This is a genomic window from Kribbella qitaiheensis (assembly GCF_014217565.1).
Lineage (GTDB): Bacteria > Actinomycetota > Actinomycetes > Propionibacteriales > Kribbellaceae > Kribbella > Kribbella qitaiheensis_A.
In genome coordinates, this window is record NZ_CP043661.1 from 7,930,413 (window position 1) to 7,946,655 (window position 16,243).

Here is a 16,243-nt window from a genome sequence, read left to right on the forward strand (position 1 = left end):
CACGTCACCCCACCAGTGTGAACGACACCTAGGTCACCCTTACCCACCGGGTCCCCTTTCCGCAGCCTCCCGCCCAAACCCACCACCCCACCCCCCACGCTCCCGCATCCTGTCCGCCACGCTTCCGTGCCCTGTCCGCCACGCTTCCGCGCCCTGTCCGCTACGCTTCCGCGCCCCGTCCGCCACGCTCCCGCATCCTGTCCGCCACGCTTCCGCGCCCTGTGCGCCACGCTCCCGCGCTCCGTCCGCTACGCTCCCGCATCCTGTCCGCCAAGCTCCCGCATCCCACCCCCCACGCTCCCGCACCCCGTCCACCGCGCTCCTGCACCCCGCCGCGCCACCCCCGGCACACCCGGCACACCCGACCCGGCCCACGTGACTTCCTTGTCACCTGCTGGTCCGCCGGCGGCCTGATCCGGCGAGACCGGGAAAGGCTGACCGCGAGGGGATCGAGGGGGAACGCGCCTAGGCAGCCGGCACGGTGCGTGCGAGGTGGCCGGCAGGCGTGCGGGCAGGTGGACCCGCGTCTGACGGTGGTGGGGGAGCGGCGCACGTGGCTAGTTGGCCGGCTCCTCGGCGGTGGCGGTGGTGTCGTTGGTGGGCTTGCTGCGCGGTTTCCGGGGAGCGCGAGACTTCGTCGCGGGGGTGACGGCCGCTTCCGGGAGGTCGGTAGGTGGTGTGCTGGGGCCTGAGTCGGTGGGGAGTTGGGCTGGGGGGAGGTCGAGGGTGGGGGTGGGGCCTCGGTAGGAGTCGAGCCAGGTGCGGAGGAGTTCTACTCGGGCGGCGTATTCCTCGTTGCCCTTGACTACCGGGGCCTGGTTGTAGGCCATGGTGTCGGAGGAGCGGCGGAGTTTTACGTAGAGGCGGGACGATGACAGGGCGTAGCGCTCCATGTCGTCCTGGAGGGCTCCGATGACCGTGATGTTGCGGTCTCGGCCGATCTGCTCGAAGAGGGCGACTGCCTCGCGGCGGTGTTGGGAGCCTAGGTTGCGGCCGAGTTCGTCGAGGATGAGGAGTAGTGGGCGGTCGCTTCCACCGGCCAGGGCGGAAGCGCAGACAAGCTTGACTGCCTTCTCGTCCATCTGGGCGGTGTTGCCCTTGACGTTGAACGCGGAGAACGGGCCGCCCTCGGACCGCCGCCACTTGGGCGTGACGGTCCACTTCCACGGCTTGTCGGGCTCGGCCGGGGGGTCGGGCTGCGGGTACTCGAGCTTGGCTCCATAGCCGCCGTACTGCTGGTCGAGGCGGTCGAATTCCGCCGAGACCAGTCGGAGGCGGGACTTGATGCCGTCGGCAAGGGACGCACGGTGCGCGCGAGCGGTGCTTTCCGCTTCGCCCAGTCCCTCGCGGGCCCGCTCGAGGGCGGCGTTCCGCTCGGCGCGCTGACTGGCGATCTGCTGTTGCTGGAGGCTGTCGAAGGTCTCGTGCTGCGCGAGGTGGCTGGCCAAGGTCCGCTGCAACGCGGGGACGAGCGAAACGCGTGCGCCGAGCGTGCCGTTGGACCAGCCGTCCGGGCCGTTCAGGATCTCCCAGAGCTCTGACGGGATCTCCTCGCGGGACCGGGCGTTCGGGAAGCAGCGGCGTACGACGTCGTCGAGTTGGGTGCAGGCCTGGTGGTTCCAGTCGGCGGTCGTACGGCGCTGGGCGTCGTCCGGCAGACTGACCAGGAACTCGTTCGCCTCGGCGCCCGATGCTCCCCAAGCGGTGGTCCGGGCGACCAGGTCGAGCGAGGTCTGCTCATCCAGCAGCACCAGTCGGCGGCCGGCGAGGTCGTCGAGGATGCGGTCGTGATCGCGCCGGGTGGCCTCGAGGTTCTTCAGCCGCTCGTCCCGAACCAGTTGCTGACCCGCAGCGGCCTCGGCTGCCTCCTTGGCGGCCTGGAGAGAAGGAGCGAGCGCGTCCCGATCGTTCTCGTGGCGATCATTCGCCTCGCGGAGCGCCAGAATCTGCTCCTGTACGTCGGCAGCGGTGCCCAGCGCGCGGGCGGCCGCAGTACGGCGCTCGGCTTGTTCTACCCGGGAACGTGCCTGCTCCAGAGCCGTCGCTGCTACCGAGCGAGCCTCGACGGCGGCGTCCAGCCTGCGACGGGCGGCCTCGATCCGAGCCGTTCGGCCGGTGATCGCCTCCTCGAACTGCCCGACAGCAACCACGCCGGCGGCCTCGTCGATGACCTCCTTCGCGGCCCGTGAAGCCAGCGCCACGAAGAACGCGTCCAGCTTGAACCGCTTGTCCGCCGAGACCGGGCCGCCCTTGAAAGCGGTGCCGGGCCGGTTCGCGAGTACCAGCAGGAAGCCTGGATAGCCGGCATCCGCCAGAGCCGCTGAAGCCAGTGCCGCGTCGCCGAAGTCGACGACGACAGCCTCCCGGTACGGCGCGAGTCGCGGCTCCCACTCGATGCGGTCGTTCTCGCCCAGCTCGGTGATGTCGGTGAGGGCGCCACAGGCGATCCCCGCGTTCTCCAGCACCTGCTGCTGCGGCGCGGACACGGTCTGCCCGCTCTCCGCTTCGCGCAACAAGGCGGTCGCCTGGTCGACGAAGGTGCGCGCGGCGTGCTCGCGTCCGATGTGCTCCTCGAGAGCTGCGCGAGCCTCGTCCTGCTCAGCTGCGGCGGCATCCAGGTCGCGACCATCCGCGGACCGACCGGCGTCGAGCAGGCGACGGTGCTCCTGGCCGAGTCGTTCGAGCTGCTCGCGAACCGAACGCTGGGCAAGATCCAGCTCGCGGTCGCGGGCGTCGAGCTTGTCGCGTTCCTGCCGGGTCAGCTGGGCATCGCGAAGCAGAGTCTCTTCGTTGCCGAACGCATCGATCTCGGTGTCGATCGTCTCGCGCCGGGCTTCTTGCTCGGCCACGCGCTGATCCAGGTCGCCCAGCTCATGCAGGATCTCGCTGTTGCGCGCGTCCCCATCTACCAGGTGACGGGCGCCGCGTGCCTTCCAGGACTCCCGTGCGTCGGCGAGGGCGGATCGGGCGGCAGCGCGTTGCAGGATGCCGGCCTCGACGGTGGCCATCTCCTGCTCCCAGCGTTGCAGGTCGGCCGTCGCCTGCTTGGTCGCCTCCCGCTGGGTGTGTTCCGCCGATCGGTGCGCTTGTTCCTGCTCGAGCTCGTGGTCGAGACCGGTCAGGGTCGCGATCGCGTTGAAGATCCGGGCTGGGCCGAGCTCGTTCAGCGGCTCCGCGAGCAGGTTGGCCGTCGGTGAGGACCGGACCGAGGTCGAAAGGAACGAGACGCAGCGGACCTGGCCGCCGTACAGGACTGTGGAGAGCTTGTTCGCGTGGAAATCGGTGCGGCCGTTGGAGTGTGGGAGAGCGGCCCAGAGGCTGTCCGCGCCGGCGGCGCGCTCGGCCTCGGTCGCCCCGAAGGGGACGTGCAGGCCGCTCTTCCAGCGGAGATCCAGGTACGACGCCTTGCGGTTGATCCGGATCCAGACGGTGATCGCGGCGGCCTCGATCTCGGCGAGGTCGGTCAGCTCGGGGTCGGAGAAGACTCCGATGATGTAGCCGCGGTCGACGTTCGACCAGTTGCCTTCCTGACCGGCTGCTTCGGCAGTGAACAGGAGCTCGGCCGCGCCGGGGGCGCCGCTGGTGAGCCGCCATTGGTCATCGGCATGGAGCAGCGACAGAGCCGCGATCCAGGAGGACTTGCCGGCGCCGTTGGAGTCGACCGGGCCCTGACCGGCGACGGTGACGAGGCCCTGACCGACCATCGGGATCGGGTGGGTCGACAACCGGGACAGATCGACGACCTGTACGCCGAGCAGCACTTTCGAGCCGAGGATGTCGAACGGTCCGTCCTCAACGGGACTGCTCATGCCGCTCCTTCTTCAGTGGTGCTGCCTTTGCGCGCGCGGATGGCCTCCGCGATCGGGCTGGCCGGAGCGGCCGCGAGGATCAGCTGATCCTGCAGCCGGCGCCGGGCCGCTGGGGTGAGTCGTTGGAGTTGCGGACCGGGGATGTAGCTGGGCCCGCCGGAGTGGTCGCCGGACAGCTGGATCAGGCCGGCGGCGCGGAGTCGTTGCAGGGAGAGCCGCCGCTCTTCGCTGCTGATCTTGGTGGTGCGGAGCTCGTCGACCGTGGTCGGGCGGGCGGATTTCCAGCTGTCGCCGGTGAGGATGCCTTCGCTGCGAGGGATTGCCACCGAGTGCACCAGGACCAGCACGAGCACTGCGCGGTCGACGACGGAGAGAGGCTGCCAGCCTTGTGCGGTAAGGGTTTCCGCGATGTCGTCGGCGTAGCCGGCGGTCCAGTGGGTGCCGTCGACCTGGACGAGGACGCGGCCGATCAGCTTCAGCATCTTCTGTACCTGTCGGCGCAGCGTCACGTCCCGGAGGCCGGCGAGCTGAACTTCGGCCACCGGGTGGGCGGCGTACTGCACGGCGCTGAAGGCGGCCAGTACTTCGTCGCGCGAGCGGTCGCTCAGGTCCTGGAGCAGAGAGTCGAAGAGCGCATGCTGCTCAGTCATCTTCCACCTCCGAGGCGGCGTCTGCCGGTAGTAGTTCCGGCTCAACCTCAGGCGGCCGAACTGGTGTGAGGACGGCCGATGGGGGATCGGGGAGGACTCGGCAGAGTTCGCGGAGGCCTGCTAGTTGGGTTGGGCCCCAGGTGACGACGCGGGGACCCAGCCGGACCTCGCCGGCCTTCTCGTTCCACAGCAGCCACTGAGTGGCATGCAGCCGACGAAGGCTGCCGATGATCAAGGTGAGATCGCTCGACTGCTCCGGCCGGCCGCGCATACCGGCGTACACGGCCTTGACCTGAGCCAACGTGCCCACCACGCCAGGCCAAGCAGAGCCGTCGCGTTCGGGCCAGCAGCAAGTCACGCAGATCGCGAGCACCCGGGCGGTTTCGTTCGGTTGCTCGACGGCGACCGGCGGGGTGCCCAGCTCCTCCAGCACCGCATGCCCGGCACCGTCCGGGAGCGTCGGCAGCATCCACACCGTCGCCCCGTCCGGCTCAGCCGCGCGCGTCAATCCAGCGACCGCAGGCGTATCAGGAGATACCCGCAAAGGCCCACCGGACTGCACCTTCGCCCACCAAAGCGCGTTGTAGCTACGCCCGCCCTCAAGCGCCGCGTCGGCAGTCATCGCGTCACCCGCCGGAACGTACCCTCGGTCGCCCACGGCGTCCCGGCCGTCGGATCGATCCGCATCCCGTCCGCCCAGATCAACTCGTAGTCCAGCTCGTCATGCAGATGCGCCGCGGTCAGCTCCGCCAGCACGCGTCGCGCGGTGATCCAGTCACCGGCATCGTCGACCACGTCGATGATCGACACACTCGACCGCCCGGCCAGGACCCGCTCCGCCTCAGCACGAAGATCCTGCCGATCCGTCGCGGCCGCCGATTCCGGCGCATCCGTCTCCGCGGACGGCCTGGGCGGCGCCATCCGCGCAGTACCGGTCCGGCGGCCTGATTCGACCGCCTCCAGCATCGTCTCGGGGGAGAAGTCAGGCGCGGCGGCGTCGAAGATCAAGCCGTCCAGCACGCTCGCGAGCAGCTCGGTCTCACTGCTGCGGGTGAACGTCAGCCAGGTCTCGATCGGCAGCAGCCCGAGCGCGCGCGTCGTACCGGCTCGTTCGACCAGGCGGCCGGCGGCGAGTTGGACGGCATCGGCGTACGCCGCGAGGGACATCCGCAGTTGGGTGCAGACCCGGTGCAGCGTCGGCCAGCGCTCGAGGACGATCCGGTGCACCTTCTCGGCCTGCTCGATCAGCCGCTCATTGCCCCAGGCGAGCTGCGCGTTCTCCCGCAACTGCGCCGTCGTACTGGTGGAGACCAGGATCGCCAGCTCGTTCCCCAGCAGCCGGAAGACCTTCGTCAGCCGCTGAATCGACGCCTGGCCCTGGTCCTCGGTCGCGCGCGGGTCGCTCACGCTGTGTGCCTCGAGCGTGAGTAGCTGGTGCAACTCGGCCTGCCCGCCCTGGACGGACATCCGCTTGAGGAACATCAACATCACGTACGGCGCGAAGGCGGCCCGGTGGCGCAGCTCGTTCGGCCTGTCGACCAGTTTGGTGATGGCGCCGTACTGCCGGAGCACCTCGAACCGCCGGACGATCACCTCGTGCGGATAGCCACGGCAGGCCAACGAGGCCTGTTCCACGGTCAGCCCGTCGCTACCGGCTTCGGCGAACGCGTCCAGGATCGCCTGGTCGACGTCCAGCAGATCCGGATCGACGATCATCGCGCCGGCCTCGCGAGCGAGCACGGCGAACACCTGCCGGTAGACGCGCAGTACGGCCGCTTCGGCCTCCGCGTCCAGCAATGTCGCGTCCATCGGTCCTCCTCCCGTGCGGCCCCCCACTCGATGCAGCAGAGCGGCGACCAGACCCCGGACTTTATCGACCCGGACGGACAGATCGGAAACCGGCGCCCGGCAGCCTGTGGACAACTCGGCCCGAGCCAAAATCAGATGACGCCGCAGCAACCGCTGTCTACCATCCGAAGCATGATGAGACTGCTCGGCTAGTGCGTCCTCAAACGCTCTAGCCGACCCCCAGCAGCTGGACCGGTGCGGAAGACCCCAGTAGGTCGTCCCCGGGCAGCTTGCTGTTCTCATTCACCGGAGTCACAGCATGACACCGTCACGTCTCGACGCCTTGTCGATCGGCGCTCAGCACCCGAAGTTCCGTGAGCTGCTCGCTGTCCGCAAGGATTCCGTCCCCGGCCGCATCCTGGTCGAGGGCAACTGGGAGCACAGTCAACTCCTCACCACCCCGACCATCATCGACACCTTCTTCTACTGCCCCGAAGAGGACCAGACCGGACTGGCGGGCGAGATCGCCCAACGGGCGAGCGAGGTCTACCGGATCTCGCCCAAACTCCTCGCCAGGGTGGTCCGCAAGAGCAGATCGGACGGCCTGATCTCGATTGCCCGACTCCCGGTCTGGCGCTCAAACGAGTTCCGGTTCGACGAGTCGTCCCTGATCCTGGTCGCCGACGGCGTCGAGTACGCCGGCAACCTGGGCACCCTGATCCGAACAGTCGACGCTGCTCGCGCAGACTGCCTCGTCCTCACCAGCCGCAGGGCTCGCCGCAGCCATCCCGCCGTGTACGCCGCCAGTCGCGGCCTGGTCCTGAGTACACCGGTGATCGAGTTCGACACCATCCCCTCGGCAGCCACCTGGCTCAAAGAGCATGGGGTCGATGTACACCTGGCCGACCCGAGCGCTACCGGGAGCTACCGCGTCCCGCAGTACAGGGGAAAGCCGACGGCGTTCGTGGTGGGCTCGGAAGGCGGTGGGCTGTCCAGGCACTGGCACGAGCAGGGCTTCGGTGCAGTGTCGATCCCGATGCTCGGCCAGGCCGACTCACTCAACGTCGCGCTGTCCGCGGGCATCCTGCTCTTCGAGGCCCGCGCGCACAAGGACGGGTGGTGAGGCGGTCGAGTCCCGTTCGATCAGGCGTACGTCGAGCGTGATCGGGTCCGTCAGGTGCTCTCTACTCTCCACGGTGGCGAGCAGTTGGCGGACCGCGATCTGCGCTTTCTGCGGGATGTCCTGAGCGATCGTGGTCAGCTTCGGCGTCACATACCGGCTCAGGTCGAGGTCGTCGAACCCGAGCACGGAAACGTCCGCGGGAACCGAGAAACCGCTCTCCGCGAGACCTTCCATGATCCCGATCGCCAGGATGTCGGCCGTCGCGAAAACAGCCGTCGCGTCCGGATGCTCGCTCATCAGCCGCAGGCCCAACGAGCGCCCCTGAGCGTGGGTCGTCGTCTCGACGGTGACCAGCCGCTCCCGCCACTCCATCCCGGCCTCGGCAAACGCGGCCCGGAACCCCTCGTACCGCTGGTGAACCACACCGACCGAGGAGAACGACGGCGAGGCGAAAACGATCTCCGAATGTCCCAGCGAAATCAGATGCCGCGCGGCCAGCAGCGCGCCGGTGAAGTCATCAGACCGTACGCCGGTGGTCAGCGGGTTGGCGGAGTAGCTGTCGATCGCCAGCAACGACACCTTGCCGATCGTGCGAGGAGTGAGCCGATCGATCTCCTCATCCAGAAACCCGAGCAGTACTGCGCCGTCCAGACTCCACGATTGCAACGCCTCGGCGACCTCGGCCGGCTCGGCGATCCCGCGCAGCAGCAGGTGGTAGCCGCCCTTGCGGAGCTCGCGCTCGATCTGGCCGACGATCGCCACGTTGTGCGGGCTGATCATCAGGCTGTCCTCGTCGGCCGCGGGCACCAGCAGCCCGATCAGCCGCGACGACTTGGCCGCCAGACTGCGGGCGGACGCGCTCGGCACGTACCCCCGCTCGGCGACGATCCGCTGGATCCGCTCGATCGTGTCGGGGGAGACCCGTGCGCGCTTGCCGTTCACCACGTTCGAGACCGTCATCATGCTGACCCCGGCCTCGTCGGCGATGTCCTTCAGCGTGACCCGCACCGCTTCTCCTTTTCGCCGAGCTGTTGATTCGCCGAACTGTTGACAATCCCGATTCCCGCACTCTACGGTCCAGCTCAAGGTGGAGCGCTAAACCTATCATAAATCAAGGAGTCCGGGTGAGCAGAGACCAGTGGTGGCGAACCGCGGTGATCTACCAGATCTATCCGCGCAGCTTCGCCGACGCCAACGGCGACGGCACCGGTGATCTCGCCGGCGTCCGGTCCCGGCTGCCGTACCTGCGCAGCCTGGGGATCGACGCGATCTGGTTCACCCCGTGGTACCTGTCCCCGCTCGCCGACGGCGGGTACGACGTGGCAGACTACCGCGTGATCGACCCGGCCTTCGGCACCGTCGAGGAGGCCGAGCTGCTGATCGCGGAGGCAGCAGCGATCGGCATCAAGACCATCATCGACGTCGTACCGAACCACATCTCCAGCGAACACGAATGGTTCCGTACTGCGCTCGCCGCCGAACCGGGTTCGCCGGAGCGGGAGCGATTCTGGTTCCGCGGCGGCGAGGAGCTCCCGACCGACTGGGTCTCGAGCTTCTCCGGCGACACCTGGACCCGGACGAAGAACCCGGACGGCACGCCGGGGGAGTGGTACCTGCACCTGTTCACTCCCGAACAACCCGATCTCAACTGGAACCACCCGGACGTCCGCCGCGAACACGAGGACATCTTGAAATTCTGGTTCGATCGAGGCGTCGCCGGCATCCGGATCGACTCGGCCACCATGCCGGTCAAGGACCCGACCTTCCCGCCCGTAGGCCAGAACGAGGACCACCCGTACGTCGATCGTGACGCCCTGCACGAGATCTACCGCGACTGGCGCAAGGTCGCCGACTCGTACGACGATCCGCGGGTCCTGGTCGGCGAGATCTGGCTCGCCGATTCCGAACGGTTCGCCCGCTATCTGCGACCCGACGAGATGCACACGGCGTTCAACTTCGATCTGATGGGCCGGCCGTGGGACGCGCGTGAGTTGCGCACCTCGATCGACTCCACCCTCGCCGCGCATGAGCCGGTGAACGCGCCTGCCACGTGGGTGCTCTCGAACCATGACGTGACCCGGCCGACCACCAGGTACGGGCGAGAGGACAGCTCGTTCTCGTTCGCGACCAAGCGGTTCGGCGTACCGACTGATCTCGCCAAGGGACGACGCCGGGCGCGGGCCGCAGCGATGCTGACCGCTGCGCTGCCTGGGTCGTTGTACATCTACCAAGGCGACGAGCTCGGGTTGCCAGAGGTCGAGGATCTCCCGCTCGTCGCGTTGCAGGACCCCATCTTCCACCGCTCCGCCGGGACCGACCCCGGCCGGGACGGCTGCCGAGTACCGTTGCCCTGGACAACTACTGGTCCGAGCTTCGGCTTCAACACCCAAGGTTTCACCCCCTGGCTGCCGCAACCCGGTGACTGGGGATCGCAATCGGTCGAGGCCCAGCAGGACGACCCCGGCTCGATGCTCAGCCTGTACCGCGAGCTGCTCGCGCGCAGGCCGCGGGACGGAGAGTTCAGCTGGCACGACCTGACCGGCGCCGACGTCATCGCCTTCCACCGCGGCACCGAGTTCGTCTGCGTCGTCAACTTCGGCGCCGACCCACTCCAGCTTCCCACCGGTACCACCGTGTTGCTCGCCAGCTCCGCCCTCGTTGGCGATCAGCTGCCCACCGACTCCGCCGCCTGGTTGCGGCTCAGCTCACCGCCGGCGAAGGCCGAAGACCCAGTAGGAGAACGACCATGAAGTCCATCCCAGCCCTAGCCCTCGCGGTCACCCTGGCCGCCGCCCTCACGTCCTGCTCCGGATCCGACGACACCAAGAAGGCCGATGCCCCGGCCGGCCCGGTGACGGTGAAGGTGGCCCGCGATCCCGGTCTGGACAAGGGCGCGATCGCCGCCTTCGACCAGCGGGTGACCCAGTTCGAGTCGGCCAACCCAGGCATCGACATCGTGCCGCAGGAGTACAACTGGACCGCGACGACCTTCACCGCGCAGCTTGCTGGTGGCACGCTGCCCGATGTCTTCACGGTGCCCTTCACCGACGGCCGTGGCCTGATCGAGCGCAAGCAGATCGCTGACATCAGCGGCCTGGTCGACACGCTTCCGTACGCGAAGAAGTTCAGCCCCAACGTCGCCAAGTCCGGTCAGGCCGAGGACGGCAAGTTGTGGGCGGTGCCGATCGCGGCGTACGGCCAGGCGCTGCACTACAACCGCACTCTGTTCCAGCAGGCCGGGCTGGACCCGGACAAGCCGCCGACGAGCTGGGACGAGATCCGGCAGGCCGCCAAGCAGATCGCGGACAAGACCGGCAAGGCCGGCTATGCCCAGCTGACCCAGGACAACACCGGCGGCTGGATCCTCACCACGCTCGACTACGCATTCGGCGGCCGGACCGAGAAGGTCGACGGCGACAAGGCGACCGCTGAGCTCGACAGTCCGCAGATGACCGAGGTGCTGCAGCGGCTGCACGCGATGCGCTGGGACGACAACAGCATGGGTTCCAACTTCCTCTACGACTGGGGCGGCATCAACCAGGCGTTCGCAGCCGGTCAGATCGGGATGTACGTCAGCGGCGGCGGCAACTACGGCTCGCTGTTCACGCAGAACGCACTGAAGCCCGCTGACTACGGTGTGACCGTCCTTCCGCTCGCAGAGGCGCCGGATGCCGGCGTACTGGGTGGTGGCACGCTGGCGACAGTGCAGGCGAAGGCCAACGAGTCGGTGAAGGCTGCTGCGGTCAAGTGGATCGACTTCTTCTACATGAAGAAGCTGGCCGACGAGAGCGCCGCAGTACTGGATGCCAAGACCACTGCCGCGTCCAAGCAGCCCGTGGGCGCACCGCAGCTGCCCGTGTTCGACAAGGCGACGTACGACGAGTCGCTGAAGTGGGTGGCGCAGTATGTCAACGTGCCGCTGAAGCAGATGACGCCGTATACGGACAAGATGTTCGACCAGGCGCTGGTCACCGAGCCCGCCCGCTCCACGCAGGAGATCTACAAGATCCTGGACCCGGTCGTGCAGTCCGTACTGACCAAGAAGAACGCGGACATCGCGGACCTGCTCAAGAAGGCCGACGCCGAGGCCCAGGCCCTGCTCGATCGTGGCTGAGTCGATGGCGTTGAGGACTACCCGAGCACAGCGAGCCGCAGTACGGCGTACTCCGGTCAGCTGGTTCCGCAGTGGCGGGCTGAGCACCGTTGTCTTCCTGCTACCGCTGCTCGTGGTTTTCGGTCTGTTCTCCTGGTACCCGATCGTGCGTTCGGTGGTGATGAGCTTCCAGGAGACCAACCTGGTCACGCCGTCCACCTTCGTCGGGCTGCAGAACTTCCAGGACGTCCTCAACGACCCACTGCTGTGGACCGCGGTGAAGAACACCCTGTACTTCGCTTTGCTGGGACTCCTGTTCGGCTATCCGGTTCCCCTGGTCGCTGCAGTGCTGATGAGCGAGGTACGCCGGTTCAAGGGTCTCTACAGCGCGCTGGCGTATCTCCCGGTGGTGATTCCGCCGGTGGTCGCCGTGCTGCTGTGGAAGTTCTTCTACGACGCCGGGCCGGACGGGGTGTTCAACACCATCCTCGGCGCGGTCGGGATCGGTCCGGTGTCGTGGCTGCAGGATTCGGGTAGCGCGATGCCGGCCCTGGTCCTGGAGGCGACGTGGGCGGCCGCGGGCGGCACGGTGATCATCTACCTGGCCGCCCTGACCGGAGTCTCCACCGATATCTACGAAGCGGCAGAGATCGACAGGGCCGGTATTTGGCGCAAGATCTGGCACGTCACCTTGCCGCAGCTGCGCGGCGTACTACTGATCACCTTCATCCTGCAGATCGTCGGCACCGCCCAGGTGTTCCTCGAGCCGTTCCTGTTCACCGGCGGCGGTCCGGCCAACTCCACTACGACCGTCCTGCTGCTGATCTACGACTACGCGTTCGCCAACAGCCTCGGAGGTGAGTACGGCATGGCCACGGCATTGAGCATCATGCTTGCCGTCGTCCTCGGCCTCTTGTCGGCCATTTACTTCCGTCTGACCCGAACCTGGAGCAAGTCATGAGCCGCGGCCTGCTCTCCTCAGCAGAATGGCGCCGCCCTGGCGTACGCCGTACTGCGTGGGGCGTGCACGGGATCCTGCTGCTCCTCTTGTTCCTGGCGGGTCTCGGCCCGATGCTCTGGTTGGCCAAAGCCGCCATCACCCCGACCCAGGACACTCTCAGAGACCCACTGGCGCTGTGGCCGAACGGGATCGACTGGGCCAACCTGTCCACCGCCTGGTCGAGGGTGGAGATCTCGAAGTACTTCCTCAACACGATGATCCTCGCTGCCGGCTCCTGGTTCATGCAGTTGCTAGTAGCGACCACAGCAGGCTACGCACTGTCCGTACTACGTCCTCGCTACGGCAAGGTGATCACCGGTGTAGTGCTGGCGACCTTGTTCGTGCCGTCGGTCGTGCTGCTGGTCCCGCTCTACCTGACGGTGGTCAACCCGCCGTTGCTCAAGGCCTCATTGGTCAACACGTTCTGGGCCGTCTGGCTGCCGGCTGGAGCGAATGCCTTCAACATCCTGATCGTGCAGCGGTTCTTCGACAACCTGCCTCGTGAGGTGTTCGAGGCGGCCAAGGTGGACGGGGCCGGACCGTACCGGCTCTTCTGGTCCGTGGTGTTGCCGATGTCCAGGCCGATCCTCGGCGTGGTCTCGGTGTTCGCCGTGATCGCGGCCTGGAAAGACTTCCTCTGGCCGTTGCTCGTCCTGCCGGATCCCGACAAGCAACCGCTGTCCGTGCGGCTACCCGCACTTCAACGGTTCGTCGAGCTCGACGTGTTCCTCGCCGCGCTCGCGATCTCGACCGTCATCCCGGTCGCGCTGTTCCTGATCTTCCAACGCCTGTTCCTCAAGTCCGGCGCCCTCGGTGGCGCGGTCAAGGGTTGAACCAAACCCACCTTCTTGCTCACCGCCCCCGGAAGGGACCTTTCACCATGCCCAAACGCCTATTGGCGACCGCCGTACTGGCCGCCTTGTTAGCCACACCGCTAACAGCAACAGCCGCCACCGTCACCGCTCAGTCCGAGAGCGGCACCTTGGCTGGGGGAGCGGTGCTCGCCACCGATCACAGCGGCTACACCGGCTCCGGTTTCGTCGGTGGCTTCACCGACGGCAACAAGGGCGCCGCCGCGGCCACCACCAACATCTCGGTAGCAGCAGCAGGCAGCTACGACGTGGCCCTGCGCTACGCCAACGGCACCGGCTCGACCAAGACCCTGTCGCTCTACCGCGGCAGTACCAAGGTCAGCCAGGTCAGCCTCCCCGCGACCGCCAACTGGGACTCCTGGGCCGACAGCCACTCCACCCTGACCCTGTCCGCGGGATCCAACGCGATCGCCTACCGCTTCGACACCACCGACTCCGGCAACGTGAACCTCGACAAGGTCACCGTCACTGATGCCCCCGCACCTGCCGAAGGCACACTGGAAGCCGAGAACGCCACCCTCTCCGGCGGCGTCGTGGTAGCGACTGACCACAGCGGCTACAGCGGATCGGGCTTCGTCGGCGGCTACACCGACGCCAACAAGGGCAACGCGGCCACAACCTTCGCAGTCAGCTCTTCGAAGGCAGGCAACGGTACTGCGAACCTGCGCTACGCCAACGGCACCGGCGTCGCGATGACCTTGTCGCTCTACGCGGGCGGCACGAAGGTCCGCCAGGTCAGCCTGGCCCCGACCGCCAACTGGGACACCTGGGGTACGTCGTCCGAATCGGTCCCGCTGGTTGCCGGAAGCAACACGATCGCCTACCGGTTCGACAGCGCCGACTCCGGCAACGTCAACCTCGACAACCTCACGGTGGCTCCGCCTGGTGACGAGCCGCAGGCCGGGGACGGTACAGGTCTCGAGGGTGGGTTCCTTTCCGGCGGCACAAGCGTCGGTACGTCGATCGCCGGGTACACGGGCAGCGGCTACGTCACCGGCTTCGGCGCCGCCGGAGCGCGCGTGATCCGGACGGTGAACGTCGCCACTGCAGGCACTGTCACGGTATCGCTGCGCTACAGCAACACCAGCGGCAGCACCAAGACCCTTAGCACCTACGCGAACGGCGTCAAGGCAGGCCAGGTGTCATTGCCAGCAGCAACCGGCTGGGCCACTGTCACTCAGTCCCTGTCTGTCAGGGCTGGACTCAACCTGATCGGCTACCAGTATGACAGCGGTGACAGCGGCAACGTTGCTCTCGACGACGTCACTGTGCCCGGCTCGGCGCCACTGGCTACTCGTGGCGCGACAGTGCCCTATACGGAGTACGAGGCTGAGAACAGCAGCACGAACGGCACCGTCATCGGACCGGATCGCACCTACCGCACAGTCGCCTCGGAGTCGTCCGGGCGCCGCGCAGTACGGCTGGACAACGCAGGCAAGTACACCCAGTTCACGCTGACCAAGCCGACCAACTCGCTCGTCGTCCGAGCCTCGATCCCAGACAACGCCGGAGGCACTGGCATCACAGCGCCGCTGGGAATCTACGTAGGCGGCAGCAAGGTCAAGGACCTCACGCTGTCCTCGGTCTACAGCTGGGTCTACGGCAGCTACCCGTTCCCGAACGACCCCGGCCAGGGCCTTGGACACCGCTTCTACGACGAGGCAAGGACCACACTGCCGAGCTATCCGGCCGGCACTGTGATCAAGCTGCAGAACGACAGCAGCACCCCGATCACGATCGACCTGATCGACACCGAGCAGGTAGCCGCGGCCTACACCGCTCCGGCCGGCTCGCTCGACGTCACGTCGTACGGCGCGACCTCGGGCTCCGGTGACGACACAGCAGCCTTCAACTCGGCAGTCGCGGCTGCGAAGTCGCAGGGCAAGCCCCTGTGGATCCCGGCCGGCACGTTCGACCTGAACGCTGTCGTGAACATCGACAACGTCACCATCCGCGGCGCGGGCATGTGGTACACCACGATCCGCGGTACGAACGGCCGCGGTGGGTTCTTCGCGGTCAACGGCGGCAAGGTCCAGTTGGCCGACTTCACCTTCGCGGCCGACGTCCGCTACCGCGACCCGGACGGCTCGGTCACCACCGACGCCGCCCTGGAAGGCAACTTCAGCGCCTCGCTGATCCACAACGTGTGGCTGGAACACTCCAAGGTCGGCCTCTGGGCCAGCAGCGGCACGAACGGCCTGTACGCCGTCGGCGTCCGGATCCGCGACATGTTCGCCGACGGCGTCAACCTGAACACCTTCAGCGGCGACGGTAGTCCGGTCAGCAACTCCCGCGTTGACCAGAGCGTGTTCCGCAACACCGGAGACGACGCTCTGGCGATGTGGTCCTTCAACAGCGCGGTGGCCAACTGCGCCTTCACCTTCAACACCGCCCAGCTGCCCACACTTGCCAACACCGCTGCCATCTACGGCGGCAACGGCAACCGGATCGAGGACAACCTGTTCTCCGACACGGTCTACACGGCGTCCGGCATCACCATCTCTACCTGGCACGGCTCTCAGCCGTTCAGCGGCACGACGGTCGTCCAGCGGAACACGATCACCCGGGCCGGCGGCTTCAACACCGACTGGAACAGTAGTCAGGGCGGTCTGTGGATCTATGCGGAGGCCCGCGAGATCACGGCGCCGGTGCTGATCAAGGACGTCGACATCATCGACAGCACGTACTCCGGGGTCCTGTTCAGCTGGCAGAAGCAGGTCACCAACATCACCTTCGACCACGTCAAGATCCAGAACACCGGCACCTACGGGTTCGAGATCTCCACCGCCGGCTCCGGCACCTTCAACAACGTGACCGTCTCCGGAACCCCGTCCGGCGGACTGCAGAACAACTTCGGGTTCGTCCTGACCAGAGGCTCGGGCAACTCCGGCTTCTGACCTGAACCGCC

At 67.2% G+C, this 16,243-nt stretch carries 11 protein-coding genes; 6 read left to right on the plus strand and 5 right to left on the minus strand.

The features are described 5' to 3' along the window. Window positions 1-557: 557 nt before the first annotated feature. From F1D05_RS37450 to F1D05_RS37465, 4 genes are read right to left on the minus strand one after another with little or no spacing between them, the layout of a single operon-like run. A complete protein-coding gene (locus F1D05_RS37450) occupies window positions 558-3,809 on the minus strand; it encodes a chromosome segregation ATPase (RefSeq protein WP_246486289.1) in 3,252 nt (1,083 codons plus the stop codon). Beyond that, the gene (locus F1D05_RS37455) at window positions 3,806-4,459 is read right to left on the minus strand and encodes a hypothetical protein (protein ID WP_185444941.1); all 654 of its coding nucleotides are present in this window, start codon (window positions 4,457-4,459) and stop codon (window positions 3,806-3,808) included. Before F1D05_RS37455 ends, F1D05_RS37450 begins: the two co-directional genes overlap by 4 nt. Further along, entirely contained in the window at window positions 4,452-5,081 is a 630-nt protein-coding gene (locus tag F1D05_RS37460; RefSeq protein WP_185444942.1) for a hypothetical protein, read from the minus strand. The genes F1D05_RS37455 and F1D05_RS37460 overlap by 8 nt, the downstream gene beginning before the upstream one ends. After that, entirely contained in the window at window positions 5,078-6,268 is a 1,191-nt protein-coding gene (locus F1D05_RS37465) for a hypothetical protein (RefSeq protein ID WP_185444943.1), read from the minus strand. Before F1D05_RS37465 ends, F1D05_RS37460 begins: the two co-directional genes overlap by 4 nt. A gap of 298 nt (window positions 6,269-6,566) precedes the next feature. On the opposite strand from F1D05_RS37465, the gene F1D05_RS37470 reads away from it, so the two are divergent. Further along, a complete protein-coding gene (locus F1D05_RS37470; RefSeq protein WP_185444944.1) occupies window positions 6,567-7,370 on the plus strand; it encodes a TrmH family RNA methyltransferase in 804 nt (267 codons plus the stop codon). On the opposite strand, the gene F1D05_RS37475 is transcribed toward F1D05_RS37470, so the two are convergent. Then, entirely contained in the window at window positions 7,302-8,378 is a 1,077-nt protein-coding gene (locus F1D05_RS37475) for a LacI family DNA-binding transcriptional regulator (protein WP_185444945.1), read from the minus strand. The genes F1D05_RS37470 and F1D05_RS37475 overlap by 69 nt on opposite strands. 116 nt (window positions 8,379-8,494) lie before the next feature. Between F1D05_RS37475 and F1D05_RS37480 the strand changes: the two genes are divergently transcribed. From F1D05_RS37480 to F1D05_RS37500, 5 genes are read left to right on the plus strand one after another with little or no spacing between them, the layout of a single operon-like run. Continuing rightward, window positions 8,495-10,120, plus strand: a complete 1,626-nt coding sequence (locus F1D05_RS37480; RefSeq protein ID WP_185444946.1) for a glycoside hydrolase family 13 protein — start codon at window positions 8,495-8,497, stop codon at window positions 10,118-10,120. Then, window positions 10,117-11,484, plus strand: coding sequence for an ABC transporter substrate-binding protein (locus F1D05_RS37485; RefSeq protein WP_185444947.1), 1,368 nt, complete (start codon window positions 10,117-10,119; stop codon window positions 11,482-11,484). The genes F1D05_RS37480 and F1D05_RS37485 overlap by 4 nt, the downstream gene beginning before the upstream one ends. A gap of 4 nt (window positions 11,485-11,488) precedes the next feature. Then, window positions 11,489-12,424, plus strand: a complete 936-nt coding sequence (locus tag F1D05_RS37490; protein ID WP_185444948.1) for a carbohydrate ABC transporter permease — start codon at window positions 11,489-11,491, stop codon at window positions 12,422-12,424. Continuing rightward, entirely contained in the window at window positions 12,421-13,296 is an 876-nt protein-coding gene (locus tag F1D05_RS37495; protein WP_185444949.1) for a carbohydrate ABC transporter permease, read from the plus strand. Before F1D05_RS37490 ends, F1D05_RS37495 begins: the two co-directional genes overlap by 4 nt. A gap of 47 nt (window positions 13,297-13,343) precedes the next feature. Continuing rightward, window positions 13,344-16,232 (plus strand): CBM35 domain-containing protein, encoded by a 2,889-nt coding sequence (locus tag F1D05_RS37500; protein ID WP_185444950.1) that lies wholly within the window; start codon window positions 13,344-13,346, stop codon window positions 16,230-16,232. Window positions 16,233-16,243 lie beyond the last annotated feature (11 nt).